We start from the raw sequence: 17,580 nt of genomic DNA, 5'->3' as shown, positions 1-17,580 counted from the left end.
CATGCTGAGCCTCGCCAAGAAGGCATCACCCCACAGGAGACACCATGCGACTTCGTTGTACGTGCGCGCTGTTACGGGCGCCAAGCGGCATCACGCCCGCCATGCGCCGCGGCATCGACCGCGCCAGCCGCCACCTTCCCCCGAAAAACCGCGCTCACTACGCGCCAGCGACCGTCATGGCGCCGGCTTGACGCCGGACCGCACGCCCAAAAAATGAACGATAGGAGTCACCATCATGCTTCACCCTGCTCTGCCGCGAAAGTCCCACCCCCTTCTTGCGGCGCTGCTCCTGCTTGCCGCCGGCACGGCGCACGCCGCCGACATCCACGTGGTCAGCTCGGGCGGCTTCGCCCAGGCCTACAAGAATCTGGCGCCCGCCTACGAGCGCGCCAGCGGCGACAGGCTGCTGTCCGCATGGGGACCGTCGATGGGCACCACCAGCAATGCGATCCCGGCGCGCCTGGCGCGCGGCGAGCAGATCGACGTCGTCATCATGGTCGGCGACGCGCTTGACAAGCTGATGCAGGAAGGCCGCCTGGTCCCCGGCAGCAAGGTGGTGCTGGCGCAGTCGCCGATCGCCTGCGCCGTGCGGCACGGCGCGGCGAAGCCGGACATCAGCACCATCGATGGCTTGCGCAGCGCTTTCCTGCAAGCGCAAACAGTGGCTTATTCCGACAGCGCCAGCGGCGAATACATCGAGCGGCAGCTGATGAACAAGCTCCACATCGCGCAGCAGATGCAGGGCAAGGCCGCGAAAATTCCCGCCACCCCGGTCGGTGAAATCATCGCCCGCGGCCAGGCCGATTTCGGCTGCCAGCAGCGCAGCGAGCTGATGCCGGTCGAAGGCATCGACCTCGTCGGCCTGCTGCCGGCGCAGGTGCAGCAGCTGACGGAGTTTTCAGCGGCGCTGGTGCGCAATGCCCGGCAGCCGGACGCCGGACGCGCCTTGCTGCGCTTCCTCGCCGCTCCCGCCAGCGCCGGCGTGATCGAGGCCACCGGCCTGCAACCGGCATCGGCGCTGCCGCCGGCGCCAAAGCCGATGCCAAGCGCGCACTAAACGACGTCACTCCATCTTTTCTCCAGAGGTAAACCATGGCCATTCCATCCACCGCCACCCCCGTCGCCGAAGCGCTGGCGCCATCGGCACCGGCGCGCGCGCCCTCGCGCATCGCCACCGTCATCCGCGTGACGAGCGGGAACTTCATCGAAATGTACGATTTTTTCCTGTTCGGCTTTTATGCGACGTACATATCCAGGGCGTTCTTCCCCGCCACCAGCGAATATGCGGCCCTGATGATGACGTTCGCCACCTTCGGCGCCGGTTTTTTCATGCGCCCGCTCGGCGCCATCATCCTCGGCAGCTATATCGACCGCATCGGCCGCCGCAAGGGCCTGGTGCTGACCCTGGCCATCATGGCCTCCGGCACGGCGCTGATCGCCTTCGTGCCCGGCTACGCCACCATCGGCCTGCTGGCGCCATTCCTGGTGCTGGCCGGGCGTTTGCTGCAAGGCTTTTCCGCCGGCGTGGAACTGGGCGGCGTGTCGGTCTACCTGTCCGAAATGGCAACGCCGGGCAACAAGGGCTATTACGTCAGCTGGCAATCGGCCAGCCAGCAGCTGGCCGTCATCTTTTCCGCCGCGCTCGGCTATTTCCTCAACGAGACCCTGAGCAAGGAATTCATCGCGGACTGGGGCTGGCGCATCCCCTTCTTCATCGGCTGTTCGATTATTCCCGTGGTGTTCTACATCCGCCGCTCGCTGCAGGAGACCGAGGCTTACCTGACACGCAAGTCGCATCCGACCTTCCGCCAGATGCTGGCGACGATCGGCCTGAACTGGCCGCTGGTCGTCGCCGGCGCGATGCTGATCGTCCTGACGACGGTGGCGTTCTACCTGATCACCGTCTACACGCCGACCTTCGGCAAGAGCGTGCTCAAGCTCAGCACCGAGGAAAGCCTGCTCGTCACCTTGTGCGTCGGCCTGTCGAATTTCCTCTGGCTGCCGCTGATGGGCGCACTGTCCGACCGCATCGGACGCTGGCCCATCATGGCGGCATGCGCGGCGCTGACGCTGCTGACGGCCTATCCGGCCCTGTCCTGGCTGGTCGCCCGTCCAAGCTTCGACCACATGCTGATGGTGGAATTGTGGCTGTCCTTTCTGTATGGCAGCTACAACGGCGCCACCATCGTCGCGCTGACGGAAATCATTCCGGCCAGCGTCAGGACCACGGGCTTTTCGCTGGCCTACAGCCTGGCCACCGCGCTGTTTGGCGGCATGACGCCGCTGGTATCGACCTTGCTGATCGAGAGTACGGGCGACAAGGCGGCACCCGGCTACTGGATGGCAGGCGCCGGCGCCATCAGCCTGCTGGCGACATGGCTGATCTATCGCGGCATCGTCAAGGAGCGCAAGCCGGCCTGACCCGGCGGCCTGACCCGGGCCTGTCTCAGGGCCAGGCCGGCCGGCGCATCTGGAACAGGCTCTCCGGGCCGATCTCGAAATAATCGGCCGGCCCGCCGCCGCGCAGGATGGGCAGCGCGCTGGCCGTGTCATACACGCCATCGACCAGCAAATGGCGCGCGATGTGCACGCCCACCACTTCCCCCAGCACCAGCCAGCTGCCGACACTGTCGCCATTGACGCCCTGCAGCTCGATGATCTGCGTGCGCCGGCATTCGAAGGACACGGGGCTTTCGGCCACGCGCGGCACCTTGACGATGCGCGAAGCGGCCGGCGTGAGGCCGGCCAGCGCGAATTCGTCGACCTCGGGCGGCGCGGGGGCGCAACTGGCGTTCATGGCCTCGGCCAGCGGACGGGTCGCCAGGTTCCACACGAATTCGCCAGTGTGTTCGATATTGCACAAGGTATCCTTGCGGCCGATGCTGGAAAAGCCGATCAGCGGTGGCGTGTAATTGAAAGCGTTAAAAAAACTGTAAGGCGCCAGATTGAGCACGCCTTCGCCGCTGCGCGAGGCGATCCAGCCTATCGGACGCGGCCCGACAATCGCGTTGAAGGGATCGTGCGGCAAGCCGTGGCCCTGTGCAGGTTCATAAAAGTGTATGGGGTCAAGCACGCGGATTCCTGAAGTCAAAGGAAGTCAAGAGCGCCCGGAATGGAACGCCTGGAACGACAGCTTACTGGAATTGCCGCCACCGCGTTGCCAGCCCGCCGGCGCGCCGGGTGCGCTCGCGCACGCAGCGCGACAATTGTATGGCGCGCCGCAGCACGCCTCGCTTATGATGGGCCAACTCAACCTTGCTCATTGCGCTACCGCCCATGCCTACCCTCACGCTGCACCAGAAAGTGTTCCTGCTCCTCCTGAGCATCGTCACCATCGGCTTCGGCACGATACTGGCGCCGTATGCGGGCGCCATCTTCTGGGGCGTCATCCTGGCGATCCTGTTCGCGCCCGTGTACCGCTGGCTGCTGGCCAAAACCAGGGGCCGCGCCGCCCTGGCGTCGCTGCTGACCTTGCTGCTGATCATCGTCATCGTGATCCTGCCGCTGTCGCTCATTTCCGTGTCGCTCGTGAACCAGGCGGCCAGCGTCGTGGAAATGGTGCGCTCGGGCGAAATCACGGTCGCCATGTTCTTCAATAAAATCATGGCAGTCCTGCCGCAATGGCTGATCAATTTACTTGACCGCTTCAACCTGACCAGCCTGGCCAGTCTGCAGGACAAGCTGGCCGAGGGCGCCACGCAGGTGAGCCAGGTGGTGGCCGTCAAAGCCATCAATGTGGGCCTGTACACCTTCGAATTCATCACCAGCCTGTGCATCATGCTGTATCTGCTGTTTTTCCTCATGCGCGATGGCTCCGCCCTGTCGGCCCGCATCAGGAACGCCGTGCCGCTGAGCCGCAAGTACAAGCAGCGCCTGTTCACCAATTTCACCACGGTGATCCGCGCCACCGTGAAAGGCAATATCCTCGTGGCGATCGCCCAGGGCGCCCTCGGCGGCCTGGCGTTCTGGTTCCTCGACGTGCCTGCACCGCTGCTGTGGGCAGTGCTGATGGCCTTCCTGTCGCTGCTGCCGGCCGTCGGCGCCGCCCTCGTCTGGGCGCCCGTGGCCGCCTACTTCCTGGCCACGGGCGCCATCTGGCAAGGCGCGGGCCTGGCCGCCTTCGGCGTCTTCGTCATCGGCCTGGTCGACAACGTGCTGCGCCCCATCCTCGTGGGCAAGGATACCAAGATGCCCGACTACGTCGTGCTGCTGTCGACCGTGGGCGGCATGGCCCTGTTCGGCCTGAACGGCTTTGTCATCGGTCCCGTGGTGGCGGCCCTGTTCATCGCCTCGTGGGACCTGTTCGTCTCGGCCAAAGAGTTCCAGGCCGACGATTGAGGCCTGGCACCGGGGGAGCGGGCAGTGCCGCGCCCGACATGAGCATGGCCCGGACCGCTTGCATTGCTCCGGCCATTGCACTATCGTTACTGCACGCGCGTGTTGCCAACCTTGCAAAGGAGATACTACGGTGTCGCTCAAACTCTACGGCCATCCCTTTTCCTCGTACACGCAAAAGGTGCTGATCGCCCTGTACGAAAACGCCATCCCGTTCGACTTCCTCTGCCTGGCGCCGGACATGCCCGAGCACCTGCAGCAGTGGCTGGCGCGCTGGCCGCTGCGCAAGTTTCCCCTGCTGGTAGATGGGGAGCGCAACGTCGCCGAGACCAGCATCATCATCGAATACCTGCAACTGGCCCATCCTGGCCCGCTGCGCCTGCTGCCGGACGACGCCATGCAGGCGCTGGACGTGCGTTTTCTCGACCGCTACTTCGACCTGCACGTCATGACGCCCGTGCAGCATGCCGTCGGCGCCGCCCTGACCGGCGACCCGGCAAAGACCCGGGAAGGCCGCGCGTTTGCCGGCGAAAAGCTGGACCTCGCCTACGCCTGGCTGGAAACCCGCCTGGCCGGCAAGACGTGGGCGACGGGCGAAGACTTTACCCTGGCCGACTGCGCCGCCGCTCCCTCGCTGTTTTACGCGGACTGGACGCAGCCGATTCCCGCCACGCTGCCCCTGCTGCGCGCCTACCGCGCCCGCTTGCTGGCCCGTCCCTCGTTCGCCCGCGCGGTGGAAGAGGCACGTCCGTACCGCCACCTCTTCCCTCTGGGTGCGCCACAGCGCGATTGAGGCGGATCAGGCAAACACGGGGCGGAAAAAACTGCGTTCATAGCTGACGATGCAGCGCGTCTCCTCGGCGTAGCGAAAGGCGGCCTGGCATTCGGCGTCCTGCATCGAATCGCTGCGGTACTGCTCGTACAAGGCCAGGCTGGGAAACGAGAACATGGCCAGGGCCACGTTGCTGGCGCCTTCCGATGGCAAAAAATAGCCGTGGTGCTGGCCGCCGAAGCGCTCGACCAGCGGTATCCACAGCTTGCCGTAGGCTTCGAATTCCCGCAATTTATACGGGTCGATGATGTAGCGCAAATAACAGGTGATCATGCGATTTCCTTATGAACATTCAACTCCATCAGCATGCCAGACTCCCAGGAGCCGATGGCGGCCAAGGCCGAGCCAGGCAAGAAGTCCAGCGCGCAGGGATAAATAAAATCTTCCTGCGCCAGCACGTTTAGCCCGGGCCAGCCGTAAAACAGCAGCTTGCCCTTGCCGCTGCGTCCCAGCGCGCTGCCGTCGGGCAGCCAGCGCAGGGCGTCGCCCGTGCCGCCGCCCGCCTCCACAGGCACCGTGGCCAGCACGCGGCCATCGTCCATCGCCTGCACGGACAGATACTCCTCGCCGCCCGCGTGATGCAGCGCGGCCAGGGACGCTCCGTCCAGCGATGGCGCGCACGACTTCAGTCCTGGCAGCGACAGCACCTTGCGCCCGCCGCCCGCTTGCAGGGGCCAGTCCCATACGCTGCAGTAGTCAGGCGGCTGCTCCTGCCCCTCGTCCACCGACTTGACGCCGTGCAGGACCAGCAAGCGCCGCCCGCCATCGATGGCGTAGACACCGCGCAGCATCTCGCCCGGGTGCTCCTGCATGAAGCGCACCTCGCCCGTCTGCGCATCGCGCACCCGCAGGCGGCCATCCCAGCCGCCGTCGGCAAGATACTGCCCGCACGGCGACCACGCGGGGCCGCAGCCTTCGCCATCTTTTTTGTTCTGTAAGTTCACCAGCAACTGGCCCGCCTCGGCATCCACCACGGCCAGCTGGCCCGTCGTGCTCTTGATGGCCAGCCGGTTGCCGTCGGGCGAAAACGCCATGCCCGACATGTGCGCGATGAATTTGCCGCGCCACAGTTTCTGGCGTGCCGCCACGTCCCACAGCACCAGGTCGCGCCCCAGCACGGCCAGGCGCGTGCCATCGGGCGAAAACCGCACGCCGTAGCTGCAGCCCAGCTTCAGGGGCTTGCGCCTTACCGTCATGGGCGCGCCAGGCGGTAGACCACGCTATCGATATCGTAATGGCGTTCCATGCCCGCGTACTGCATGCCCAGGCGCGTCATGACCTTGATCGAGGCGGCGTTGTCCGGGTGCGCCACGGCCACCACTTCCGGTGCGCCGACGACGTCTAACGCATGCGCGACGATGGCGGCCGCCGCTTCGCTGGCGTAGCCCTGGCCCCAGCCCGTGCGGGCCAGGCGCCAGCCGATTTCATGCGGCTTGTTTTTGTCGCCATCGAGATGTTGCAGGCAGGCCATGCCCACCATCTCGCCATCGTCGAGGCGGATCAGCGCCCACCAGGAATAGCCCCACTCGGCCCAGCGGCCCGTGATGCGCGTGACAGCCGCGCGTGTGTTTTCTTCCGTCTCGGGCTGGCCCGCGTTCAGGTAGGTCATCACCTCGGGATCGGTGTTGAGCGTGCGCATGCGCTCGTAGTGGCTCTCGTTGATCGGTTCCAGGCGCAGGCGCGCCGTCGTCAGTATGGTCATCGCATTTCCTTGGACGAAAAAAAAGACGATACACGATCGTCTTTTTTTTGCAAGCGCGCATGCAATTACTTGCCTGCTTCGCCCTTCTTGATCCACGCCGCCAGCTGGTGCGGACGCAGGCCGTCGTAGTCTTCGAACGGCTGATGGATCCACGGATTGTGCGGCAGTTCGTCGAGGAAGTAGTCGGGACGCACGACGGAGCAGCCTTTGAGCCAGATCACGGCCGATTTGACTTCGGTCACGTCGGGGAAGTTTTCCTTCAGGTGACGCGTGACCTTGTCCAGGGTGACGCCCGAATCGGCCAGGTCGTCGACCAGCAGGATGCGGCCGGCCAGCGGGCCCTTGGTCATGGTCATGTACTTGGCGATATCGAGGTCGCCACGCACGGTGCCCGCGTCTTCGCGGTAGGAGCTGGTCGACAGGATGGCCAGCGGCAAATCAAAGATGCGCGAGAATACGTCGCCGGGACGCACGCCGCCGCGCGCCAGGCACAATACCTGGTCGAATTTCCAGCCCGATTCGTAGACCTTGAGCGCCAGGCGCTCGATCAGGCGGTGGTACTCTTCCCAGTTGACCCAGAGATGTTGATCGTTCGATTGTGGGGTAGTCATGATAGTGGAATCTTATTATTAGCGTGATTAAAAAAATCCGCCTTGCGGCGGATTGTGTCCAGCAGCTTACTCGAATGGGTGGCGCAGCACGATCGTTTCTTCACGATCCGGACCGGTCGAAACCATGTCCACCGGTACGCCGACCAGTTCTTCGATGCGCTTGATATAAGCGCGCGCCGTTGCCGGCAGGGCCGCCAGCGATTTCGCGCCGACGGTGCTTTCCGTCCAGCCCGGCATTTCTTCGTACACGGGTACGCAACGGGCGGCTTCTTCAGCACCCGATGGGAAGATGTCGGTGGCCACGCCATCGATGGTGTAGCCGGTGCACAGCTTCAGCGTTTCGATACCGTCCAGCACGTCCAGCTTGGTCAGGCACATGCCCGTCACGCCGTTGATCTGCACGGAGCGGCGCAGCAAGGCGGCGTCGAACCAGCCGCAGCGGCGGGCACGGCCCGTCACGGTGCCGAATTCATGGCCGACTTGCGCCAGGTGGTGGCCGACGCCCGCATCCGTTGGCAGTTCCGACGGGAACGGACCGGAACCGACGCGCGTCGTGTAGGCCTTGGTGATGCCCATAATGTAGTGCAACATACCCGGGCCCACGCCCGAACCGGCGGCGGCATTGCCGGCCACGCAGTTCGACGAGGTGACGAACGGATAGGTACCGTGGTCGACGTCGAGCAGGGAGCCCTGCGCGCCTTCGAACAGCAGGTTCGCGCCGGCCTTGTGCGCCTTGTACAGTGCGCTCGACACGTCGGTAACCATCGGACGCAGGCGCGGCACGTAGGCCAGCGCGTCGTCGAGGGTCTTCTGATAGTCGACTTTCGGCGCCTTCAGGTAGTTTTCCAGCACGAAGTTGTGGTAATCGAGGTTTTCGGCCAGCTTTTCGGCAAAGCGCTTCTCGTTGAGCAGGTCGGCGATACGGATCGCGCGGCGCGCCACTTTGTCTTCGTAGGCCGGGCCGATGCCCTTGCCGGTGGTGCCGATCTTCGCATCGCCACGCTTGGCTTCACGCGCCAGGTCGATCGCGGTGTGGTAAGGCAGGATCACGGGCGCCGCGTCCGACACTTTCAGGCGCGAGGCGACTTCGACGCCGACAGCTTCGAGCTTGTCGATTTCGCGCAGCACGTCCGGCACGGAAACGACCACGCCGTTACCGATGTAGCAGGCGACGCCTGGACGCATGATGCCCGACGGGATCAGCTGCAGCGCGGTTTTGACGCCGCCGATGACCAGCGTGTGGCCTGCATTGTGGCCGCCCTGGAAGCGCACCACACCTTGGGCGTGATCGGTCAACCAATCGACGATCTTGCCTTTACCTTCATCGCCCCATTGGGTGCCGATGACAACGACGTTCTTTGCCATAATTTTCTTTGACATCACTCAACCTAAGTTTTTAAGAATCCAGCTACTACCATTATCGGCAAGTACCAGCACGCGATCGCACTCGAACTCGTCTTGTTCATTACTGTGACCCGGCATACTCTGGATCACGACCTCGCCCGCCTTGCGCAACTCGGCGATTTTTTCCTTCAATTCTGGCGCGCTGCCCCACGGCGCGCGGATCGAATGCTTCCGTTCCGCGGTCGGCAACAGGCGCGCCAGTTCGCGCAAATCGAGCGAGAAGCCGGTCGCGGGACGAGCCCGGCCGAACGCTTCGCCGACGTGGTCATAACGGCCGCCGCGCGCAACCGCGTTCGGCAAGCCAGGTACATACAGCGCGAACATCGCGCCGCTTTCATATTGGTAGCCGCGCAGGTCGGCCAGGTCGATCGCCACTTCGGCGCGGCCCAGCGCGGATCCTGCCAGCGCGGCCAGTTCGGCCAGCGCCTTGAGCACGCCCGGCAGCGGCGGCAGCACTTCGCGCGCACGCGCCAGCACGTCGATGTCGCCGTACAGGTTCGGCAGGGCCAGGAGCGCATCGCGCGTGACGGCATCGTAGGATGCGGTCAGGGCGCGCAGGCCAGGCGCATCTTTCGCGCGCAGCAGGCTGTACAGTGCGGCCTCGTCGCGCACGGCGTTCGCGTCTTGCGCAATGATAGCGCGCAACAGGCCAACGTGCGACAAATCCAGGCGCACGCTGTCGAAACCGGCCAGCGCCAGCGAGGCGAGCGCCAGTTCCTGGATCTCGGCGTCCGCTTCCAGGCCGGCGTGGCCATAGATTTCGGCGCCGATCTGCAGCGGTTCGCGGGTGGCGTGCAGGCCCGACGGACGGGTATGCAGCACGCTGCCGGCGTAGCACAGGCGGGTGACGGTGGCACGGTTGAGCAGATGGGCGTCGATGCGCGCCACTTGCGTCGTCATGTCGGCACGCAGGCCGAGCATGCGGCCCGACAACTGGTCGACCAGTTTGAAGGTACGCAGGTCGGTATCCTTGCCAGCGCCGGTCATCAGCGATTCAAGATACTCGAGCAGCGGCGGCATGACCAGTTCATATCCGTACAGACGGAAATTATCCAGCATGAGGCGGCGCAGCTCTTCGATCTTGCGCGCTTCCGACGGCAGAACATCGGCAATATTTTCGGGCAAAAGCCAATTCGGCATGAGGGAGCGAGATACGGAAGAAAGTTGAAAAATGCATCATGCGAGGCAGCGGCGGGCGCGCCAGGCAAGAGGCCGAACCTGATATTTTACGCGAAAACGCAGGGCTTTAGGGATAAGTTGTCCCAAACGCTGCCGCATAGCCCTAAAAACACCGCATTTTACGCCTTCCCGCAACGGTGCGGCGGGCACAAAAAAACGGGGCCGGCATCGATGCCGGCCCCGCTGCTGCTGCCACCCGTCCTTGCGGCCGGGCGCAGTACCGATGCTGTCTTACTTCTTGGACGGAGCGGCCGTGCCGTTACCCTTGAAGTACTTGAAGAATTCCGAACTCGGGTCGACCACCATCACGTCGCCCTTGTCCTTGAACGTGGCACGGTAGGCTTCCAGGCTGCGGTAGAACTTGTAGAACTCCGGATTCTTGCCAAACGCTTCCGCATAGACCTGCGACGCCTTGGCATCGCCCTCGCCGCGGATCTTCTCGGCTTCGCGGTACGCTTCGGCCAGGATCACCGTGCGCTGCTTGTCGGCGTCGGCGCGGATCTTCTCGGAGTCGGCCGAACCGGTCGAACGCAGCTCATTGGCCACGCGCACGCGCTCGGACTTCATGCGCTCATACACGGAGTTGTTGATCTGCTCGACGTAATCGACGCGTTTCAGGCGCACGTCGACGATACCCACGCCGATGGCCTCGGCCTCGGCAGCCACCTTGGCCTTGATAGCCTGCATCACCTTGCCACGCTCGCCCGAAATCACTTCGCGCACGGTGCGCTTGGTGATTTCATCGTTCAGGGCGGCCTTGACGATTTGCGACATGCGGTTGCGCGCGCGGCCTTCATCGCCACCGAAGCTGCGGAAATAGGTCTTCGGATTGACGATGCGCCACTTCACGTACGCGTCGACGAGGATATTCTTCTTCTCGGCCGTGATGAAGCGCTCCGGCTCCGGCGTGTCGAGCGTCAGGACCCGCTTGTCCAGGTAGATGACGTTCTGGAACGGCGGCGGCAGCTTGAAGTACAAGCCCGGCTTGCTGATCTCGTCCTTGACTTCACCGAGGGCGAAGACGATGGCGTATTTACGCTGATCGACGACGAACACGGTCGAGGACAAGAGCATGATCGCGATAAAGCCCGCGATCAGGGCGGCAACGATACGGTTCATTAGCGGCTCTCCCGTTCACGCGAAGAGCGGCTGTCGCGACGCGAATTGACTTCTACTGTCTGCATGGCTTCCTGTGGCATTACGGTATTGGCTGCGGGTGCGGCCGCTGCGGCGCGCGCTGCCGCGGCCGAGGCGTCCGACGCCGCCTGCTGGGCGATCAACTTGTCGAGCGGCAGATACAGCAGATTGCTGCCCGTCTTGGCGTCAACCATGACCTTGCTGGCGCTGCTGAACACTTGCTGCATCGTTTCCAGGTACATGCGGTCGCGCGTGACGGCCGGCGCCTTCTGGTACTCGACCAGCACCTGCTTGAAGCGCGACGCATTGCCTTCGGAGTTCTCGGTCACCATGGCCCGGTAGGCCTCGGCTTCCTGCACCAGGCGGAATGCCGCGCCGCGTGCTTTCGGAATGACGTCATTGGCGTAGGCCTGGCCTTCATTCTTCTGGCGCTCGCGATCCTGGCCGGCCTTGACGGCATCGTCGAAGGCGGCTTGCACCTGCTCCGGCGGCTGCACGGCCTGCATCGTCACGTTGTTAATCAACACGCCAACCTTGTAATCATCCAGAATCTGCTGCATCAATTTCTGCGTGTCAAAGGCCACTTTTTCGCGGCCTTCATACAGCACGAAGTCCATCTTGCTGCGGCCGACCACTTCGCGGATCGCCGTTTCGGCGACCTGGCGCAAGGTGTCTTCCTGCTCGCGCACGTTGAACAGCCATTCGACGGGATCCTTCAAGGTGTACTGCACCGCGAACTGGATGTCGATGATGTTTTCATCGTCCGTCAACATCAGCGACTCGCTGGCCTGCTTGTTGCGCAGCGACGTGCGATAGCCCACTTCCACCGTGCGCACCTGCGACACGTTGACGGTTTCATCGGTCTGGAACGGATACGGCCAGCGCCAGTTGAAACCTGCCGGCGCGGTGCGCGTGACTTTGCCAAACGTCAGCACGACGCCGCTCTGGCCCTCTTGCACGATGAAGGCGCCGCTGGCGAGCCAGATCAGCACCGCGATGACGCCGACGACGCCAGCAGTGATGCCGGCGCCCTTCATGTCGGGACGCGGGCCACCGCCGCCGCCATTGTTATTGCCGCCGTTGTCGGGACGGTTCTTCTGTCCGAAAAAGGCGTTCAGGCGCTGATTGAAATCGCGCCACAGCTGATCGAGGTCCGGCGGACCTTCGCCGGGCTTTTTGCCTTCTTGGGCTTTCTTGCCGTCGTCCTTGCGATTGCCCCAGCGGGGATCGTTCAGGGACAACTTCAAGCCTGTTTTTTTGAGTAGGGAGACAAGCATAACTATCGTGTTCCGACTTGGGAGTGGGTGGAAATCCTATCGTCCTCGCCAGGCTCTTCGGCCTGGTCCGGGGCGGCGCCATCGTGCTGGTCGTACTGACCGTCAAACTGATCGTCCTGCAGCGCAGCTTCGTCGTCCTGATACAGGTGGGCCGAACCAGGCGCCTTCTTCGCCATCTCGACAATGGCATCGCGCAGCAGGTCCAGACCGCTGCCCTTCTGCGCACTGACGAACACGCGACTGATCGTAGCATATTCATCGCGCTCCACCGAAGGCTCCAGCCCGGCGGCATCGATCTTGTTCCACACGAGGATTTGCGGAATATGATCGGCGCCAATCTCTTTCAAGACCAGATTGACCTGCTCGATCTGCTCCATGCGCACCGGCGACGCGGCGTCGACGACGTGCAGCAGCAAATCGGCATGGATGGTTTCTTCGAGCGTGGCGCGGAAAGCGGCCACCAGCTGATGCGGCAATTCGCGCACGAAGCCGACCGTGTCGGAGATCACCACATTGCCCACGTCCTGACCCAGGTAAACCCGGCGCGAGGTGGTGTCCAGGGTGGCGAACAACTGATCGGCGACATACACGCCGGCCTTGGTCACGGCATTGAACAGGGTCGACTTGCCGGCATTGGTATAGCCGACGAGGGACACCGAGAATGTGTGATTGCGGCCGCGCGCGCGGCGCTGCGTTTCGCGCTGCTTGTGCAGTTTTTCCAGGCGCGCGCGCAAGGACTTGACGCGCTCGCCGATCAGCCGGCGGTCGGTCTCGAGCTGCGTCTCGCCGGGACCGCGCAAGCCGATACCGCCCTTTTGCCGTTCCAGGTGGGTCCAGCCGCGGATCAGGCGCGTGGCCAGATGCTGCAACTGGGCCAGCTCGACCTGCAGCTTGCCCTCGTGGCTCTTGGCGCGCTGCGCAAAGATGTCGAGAATCAGGCTGGTACGGTCGAGCACCCGCACGTTCAGGCGCTTTTCCAGATTGCGCTGCTGGGCAGGTGAAAGGGCGTGGTTGAAGATGACGATTTCCAGGCCATCGTTGACGACGGCGTCGCCGATTTCATCGGCCTTGCCGCTGCCGACGAAGTACGCGGAATCGGGACTGGAACGCTTGGCCGTGATGGTGGAAATCGGGTCCGCACCGGCGGAACGCGACAACAGCATCAATTCCTCCATGCTGGCGGCGAAGTCGCTGTGACCGAAGTCAACCCCGACTAGTGCCGCGCGCATGATGGCATCTGATGAGTTGCGGCGAACGCCGACGCCGATGCAAACGCATCAGCGCCGCTGGCGCGGACGGAAGCGATGGAGGGTGAAAGGCGCTGGGCCGTCAAGCTCAACGCTTTACTCCGCTTCAGATTCAATATTGAGATTGACGGCACGGGCCGGCACCACTGTCGAGATGGCATGCTTGTACACCATCTGCGTGACCGTATTGCGCAGCAATACGACATATTGATCGAACGATTCGATATGGCCCTGCAATTTAATGCCATTGACCAAGTAGATCGAGACAGGAACATGCTCTTTGCGTAATGCATTGAGGAATGGGTCTTGTAACAGTTGCCCTTTGTTGCTCATAACAGCTCCGTTTGTTTATGTTGTTGTGTAAGAATTGGAGGCGACTCGCTTGATTTCAAGTGCTCTCACACCTTTCAAAGAGAGAAAGATGCTTCGCAGCTACTGTAACCTGTTTTCGCGATCGCTGTCGCGCATGGCGCATTAACACTTTATTATTCTCATGCAAAAGCCATTGAATTGGCTGTCGGCGCCGCATTATCTCTGCGGCGCCTTAATATGCACTTAATTTTACTTGCTTGGCGTGCGTGCAAACGGGTTTTTACCCGTACGCAGTTCGATGCGCAGCGGCGTGCCGACCAGGGCAAACGTATCGCGGAAATGTTTTTCCAGATAACGCTTGTAGGGGTCGCCAACGGCGTCGAGCGCATTGCCGTGAATCACGATCACAGGCGGGTTCATGCCACCCTGGTGGGCGTAGCGCAGCTTCGGACGGATCGAGCCCTTGCGGCGTGGCTCCTGCTTCTCCACAGCCTCGATCAGGGCGCGCGTCAGCTTCGGCGTCGACAGGTCGCACATGGCGGCCGCGTAGGCGGCGTTGAGCGACTTCATCAGTGGACCGATGTTGGTGCCCTTCAGCGCCGAAATGAAATGCATCTGCGCGAACGACAGGAAATCGAGCTTGCGGTCGATATCGATCTTGATCTCGTCACGCTGGTGCGATTGCAAGCCATCCCATTTATTCACGGCCACCACCAGTGCACGGCCCGATTCCAGGATGAAGCCGGCGATATGCGCGTCCTGCTCGGAAATATCCTGCTGCGCGTCGAGCATCAGCACGACCACGTTGGCTTCGGAAATCGACTGCAGGGTTTTCACCACCGAGAATTTCTCGATTGCCTCGAACACCTTGCCGCGGCGGCGGATACCGGCCGTGTCGATCAAGGTGTATTGCTGGCCATCGCGCTCGAACGGGATTTCGATCGAATCGCGCGTCGTGCCCGGCATGTCGAAGGCGATTACGCGCTCTTCGCCCAGCAAGGTGTTGATCAAGGTCGACTTGCCCACGTTCGGACGGCCGACGAGGGCGATCTTGATGCCGCGGTCGGTCTTTTCCAGCTCTTCGGGTTCATCCGGACGCTGCGCGAACGCCAGGTCCAGCATCACTTCGACGAGGTCGTTGACGCCGTCGCCGTGCGCCGACGAGATCGCGTACGGATCGCCCATGCCCAATTCATAGAATTCGGACACGACGGCCGTGTAGCGCATGCCTTCGCTTTTGTTGACCACCAGCAAGACCGGACGGCCGCTCTTGCGCAGGAAGTCGACGATGGTCTTGTCATGCGGGGTCAGGCCTTGACGGCCGTCCACGATGAACACCACCACGTCGGCCTCGGCCACGGCCTGCTTGGTCTGCAGTGCCATCTGGTGCATGATGCCTTCCTTGGCGACGGGTTCGAAACCACCCGTATCGATGACCAGGAAGGGACGTTCGCCGACACGGCCTTCGCCATAGTGACGATCGCGCGTCAACCCAGGCAAATCCGCCACCAGCGCATCGCGCGAGCGGGTCAGACGATTGAATAAGGTCGATTTCCCAACATTGGGTCGACCAACAAGTGCAATTACCGGCTTCATTACATTACTCGACCGCGAGAGCGGTCACTGTCCCTGATTGGGTTTGAAAAATCAAATTCGAACCGGCGACGACGGGAGCCGAAACAATCGGGCTGCCGTCGGTACTGATCCGACCTATTAATGCGCCATCTTCCCGTGACAGGAAGTGGATATAACCCTGATAGTCGCCGACGGCGACGCTGCGGCCAAACGAGGCCGGCGTCGACAGGCGGCGGCGTGCCAGCGCGTCATTCTTCCAGGCGCTCTGACCGCCTTCGCGGCTGAACGCCACCACGGCGCCCTGGTCGTCGGCGGTAAACACGAAACGCTGGTCGACGGCCACGCCCACATCGGACGAGATCGGCTTGGTCCAGCGCGGCACGCCCGTGGCCGCATCGAAGCAGCCAGCCTTGCCCTGGTAGGTGACGGTGCACACTTCGCCTTCGAATACCACCGGTGTGCCGGCGATATCGGAGACACGTTCCAGTTCGGTGGCGCCGCGCGGTTCGCTGACGACGATCTCCCAGCGTACCACACCGGTCGCTGCCGTCAGCGCCAGCAGCTTGCCGCCAGGCTGGGCCACGTAGACGTTTGCGCCGCCCAGCACCATGCCTGGCGCATTGCGCAAGGTCAATGCAGGCGTGGCGCGCTGCACCGTCCACTTGCGCTCGCCCGTCTTGGCATCGAGGCCGACAATGCGGTTGTCCACGCTGCGCACCACTACGACGCCCTGCCCCACGACGGGCGGCGTCAGCACTTCGCTCGATGCCTGCGCCTTCCACAGCTGCTTGCCATCGGCGTCAAACGCCAGCACGGCGCCTTTGGCGGCGCCCACGGCCACCAGCGTGCCATCGCTGCCAGCGCTCGACGTGATGTCGCTGCCGGCCTTGATGCGCCACGTTTCACGGCCCGTGGCCGCATCGAGGCGCGCCAGCGCGCCATCGGCGCTGACCACGTACAGGCTGTTGCCAGCCAGCGCCGGCGTGAAGGCGTACACGCCGGCCTTGCCGATCGAATACTTCCACACATCGCGCACGGCGATGCTCGATTTTAACTCGACCAGCTTGGCCGGCTCGACTTTCGGATCTTTCGAGGCAAACGGATTCCAGGACGAGCAACCGGCCATCAGGACCAACAGGCTTGCAGCTACCAGCTTTTCAGTGACACGCATAAGTGTTATCCAACCTTTTTCTTGTACTTGTAAGGGCGAGGCAGGCGGCGGGGACGCCGCGCCGCCGTACCATCAGTGTGCCTGTCAGGCGGCAGCCTTGTCAGCCTTGGCCTTGTCTTCCGGCACCGTGCCACCGATCGCTTCCAGTTTGACCTGGATCAATTGATAGCCTGGGTTGTTCTTGTCCGTCGCGGCCAGCGCGGCCAGGTAAGCCGTGCGCGCGTCGGCCAGCCTGTTCTGCGCGACCAGCACGTCGCCCTTGCGGTCGGCCACGGCGCCGGCAAATTGCGGCACGGCAACAGATGCCAGCGCCTTCAGTGCTTCATCGTAGGCTTTCTCGTCCAGCAAGACGCCGGCCAGGCGCAGCCTGGCGATGGCCTTGTACTCTTCCGTGCCGTGCTCGGCCACCCATTGCAGCTGGGTCTTCGCCGTTTTCAGGTCATTCGCGTCGAACGCCACCTTGGCCGCGGCCAGCGCGCTCATCTGCGCATACGCCGTGCCGCCGAAACGCGACTGCATGTCGCCGGCCGCGCGCATCACCTTGGCCGTGTCCTTGGCGGCGATGGCGTTCTGCAGTTCGTCGTACAGCTGGCCCGCTTGCGCCGCCTGCGTGCGCTGGTAGTACTGCCAGCCAGCCCAGCCGCTGTAACCGGCCAGCGCCACGATCAGGACCCAGGAGGTCAGATTGCCATTGCGCTGCCACCAGGCCTTGAGGGTTGCCAGTTGTTCTTGTTCTTCGTGATCGTATGCCATGGGTCGTCAGTTTGAATGAGTAGTTGATCGAGGGTAGTACGGTCT

Annotated in this window: 19 protein-coding genes; 5 read left to right on the top strand and 14 right to left on the bottom strand. The window is 63.2% G+C overall.

What is annotated here, in order from left to right:
- Positions 1-44: 44 nt before the first annotated feature.
- The 3 genes from BXA07_RS30760 to BXA07_RS07590 are packed head-to-tail and all read left to right on the top strand — an operon-like array spanning position 45 to position 2,421.
- A complete protein-coding gene (locus tag BXA07_RS30760) occupies positions 45-191 on the top strand; it encodes a hypothetical protein (RefSeq protein WP_170909621.1) in 147 nt (48 codons plus the stop codon).
- Between the two features lie 44 nt (positions 192-235).
- Positions 236-1,057, top strand: coding sequence for a substrate-binding domain-containing protein (locus BXA07_RS07595; protein WP_076566973.1), 822 nt, complete (start codon positions 236-238; stop codon positions 1,055-1,057).
- A 35-nt stretch (positions 1,058-1,092) separates the two neighbouring features.
- Complete coding sequence (locus BXA07_RS07590; RefSeq protein WP_076566971.1) at positions 1,093-2,421, top strand: MFS transporter; 1,329 nt, start codon at positions 1,093-1,095, stop codon at positions 2,419-2,421.
- 25 nt (positions 2,422-2,446) lie between these two features.
- On the opposite strand, the gene BXA07_RS07585 is transcribed toward BXA07_RS07590, so the two are convergent.
- Positions 2,447-3,073 carry a flavin reductase family protein gene (locus tag BXA07_RS07585; RefSeq protein ID WP_076566970.1) on the bottom strand — a complete coding sequence of 209 codons (627 nt, stop codon included), beginning with the start codon at positions 3,071-3,073 and terminating at the stop codon, positions 2,447-2,449.
- A 203-nt stretch (positions 3,074-3,276) separates the two neighbouring features.
- On the opposite strand from BXA07_RS07585, the gene BXA07_RS07580 reads away from it, so the two are divergent.
- Together BXA07_RS07580 and BXA07_RS07575 are read left to right on the top strand one after the other, a co-directional pair.
- Entirely contained in the window at positions 3,277-4,338 is a 1,062-nt protein-coding gene (locus BXA07_RS07580; protein WP_076566968.1) for an AI-2E family transporter, read from the top strand.
- A gap of 130 nt (positions 4,339-4,468) precedes the next feature.
- Entirely contained in the window at positions 4,469-5,128 is a 660-nt protein-coding gene (locus tag BXA07_RS07575; protein ID WP_076566967.1) for a glutathione S-transferase family protein, read from the top strand.
- Positions 5,129-5,134: 6 nt separating this feature from the next.
- Here the strand turns inward: BXA07_RS07575 and BXA07_RS07570 are convergent, their stop codons facing one another.
- From BXA07_RS07570 to BXA07_RS07510, 13 genes are all read right to left on the bottom strand, one after another.
- Positions 5,135-5,440 carry an NIPSNAP family protein gene (locus BXA07_RS07570; RefSeq protein ID WP_034752016.1) on the bottom strand — a complete coding sequence of 102 codons (306 nt, stop codon included), beginning with the start codon at positions 5,438-5,440 and terminating at the stop codon, positions 5,135-5,137.
- On the bottom strand, positions 5,437-6,363 hold the full coding sequence (locus BXA07_RS07565) for a WD40 repeat domain-containing protein (protein ID WP_076566965.1): 927 nt from the start codon (positions 6,361-6,363) through the stop codon (positions 5,437-5,439). The genes BXA07_RS07570 and BXA07_RS07565 overlap by 4 nt, the downstream gene beginning before the upstream one ends.
- Positions 6,360-6,869 (bottom strand): GNAT family N-acetyltransferase, encoded by a 510-nt coding sequence (locus tag BXA07_RS07560; protein ID WP_076566964.1) that lies wholly within the window; start codon positions 6,867-6,869, stop codon positions 6,360-6,362. Before BXA07_RS07560 ends, BXA07_RS07565 begins: the two co-directional genes overlap by 4 nt.
- A 65-nt stretch (positions 6,870-6,934) precedes the next feature.
- Positions 6,935-7,480: a phosphoribosyltransferase gene (locus BXA07_RS07555; RefSeq protein WP_034752020.1), complete on the bottom strand. Its 546-nt coding sequence runs from the start codon at positions 7,478-7,480 to the stop codon at positions 6,935-6,937.
- Positions 7,481-7,546: 66 nt separating this feature from the next.
- The gene (locus BXA07_RS07550) at positions 7,547-8,860 is read right to left on the bottom strand and encodes an adenylosuccinate synthase (RefSeq protein ID WP_034752021.1); all 1,314 of its coding nucleotides are present in this window, start codon (positions 8,858-8,860) and stop codon (positions 7,547-7,549) included.
- Positions 8,861-8,863: 3 nt separating this feature from the next.
- The gene (locus BXA07_RS07545; RefSeq protein WP_076566962.1) at positions 8,864-10,024 is read right to left on the bottom strand and encodes an ATP phosphoribosyltransferase regulatory subunit; all 1,161 of its coding nucleotides are present in this window, start codon (positions 10,022-10,024) and stop codon (positions 8,864-8,866) included.
- Positions 10,025-10,294: 270 nt separating this feature from the next.
- Positions 10,295-11,182, bottom strand: coding sequence for a protease modulator HflC (hflC, locus tag BXA07_RS07540; protein WP_076566960.1), 888 nt, complete (start codon positions 11,180-11,182; stop codon positions 10,295-10,297).
- Positions 11,182-12,477: an FtsH protease activity modulator HflK gene (hflK, locus tag BXA07_RS07535; protein ID WP_076566958.1), complete on the bottom strand. Its 1,296-nt coding sequence runs from the start codon at positions 12,475-12,477 to the stop codon at positions 11,182-11,184. Before hflK ends, hflC begins: the two co-directional genes overlap by 1 nt.
- Before the next feature lie 2 nt (positions 12,478-12,479).
- Positions 12,480-13,706, bottom strand: a complete 1,227-nt coding sequence (gene hflX / locus BXA07_RS07530; protein ID WP_076566957.1) for a GTPase HflX — start codon at positions 13,704-13,706, stop codon at positions 12,480-12,482.
- A 114-nt stretch (positions 13,707-13,820) separates the two neighbouring features.
- Positions 13,821-14,057 (bottom strand): RNA chaperone Hfq, encoded by a 237-nt coding sequence (hfq, locus tag BXA07_RS07525; RefSeq protein WP_008450615.1) that lies wholly within the window; start codon positions 14,055-14,057, stop codon positions 13,821-13,823.
- A gap of 228 nt (positions 14,058-14,285) precedes the next feature.
- Positions 14,286-15,632: a ribosome biogenesis GTPase Der gene (der, locus tag BXA07_RS07520; RefSeq protein ID WP_070221915.1), complete on the bottom strand. Its 1,347-nt coding sequence runs from the start codon at positions 15,630-15,632 to the stop codon at positions 14,286-14,288.
- Between the two features lie 4 nt (positions 15,633-15,636).
- Positions 15,637-16,782, bottom strand: coding sequence for an outer membrane protein assembly factor BamB (bamB, locus tag BXA07_RS07515; protein ID WP_076566955.1), 1,146 nt, complete (start codon positions 16,780-16,782; stop codon positions 15,637-15,639).
- Between the two features lie 84 nt (positions 16,783-16,866).
- The gene (locus BXA07_RS07510) at positions 16,867-17,535 is read right to left on the bottom strand and encodes a YfgM family protein (protein WP_076566954.1); all 669 of its coding nucleotides are present in this window, start codon (positions 17,533-17,535) and stop codon (positions 16,867-16,869) included.
- Positions 17,536-17,580: the final 45 nt, after the last annotated feature.

Origin of the sequence: Janthinobacterium sp. TND4EL3 (assembly GCF_900156175.1) — a bacterium.
Lineage (GTDB): Bacteria > Pseudomonadota > Gammaproteobacteria > Burkholderiales > Burkholderiaceae_D > Janthinobacterium.
The sequence above is the reverse complement of the archived record's forward strand: the minus strand, read 5'-3'. Positions and strand labels throughout refer to the sequence as shown.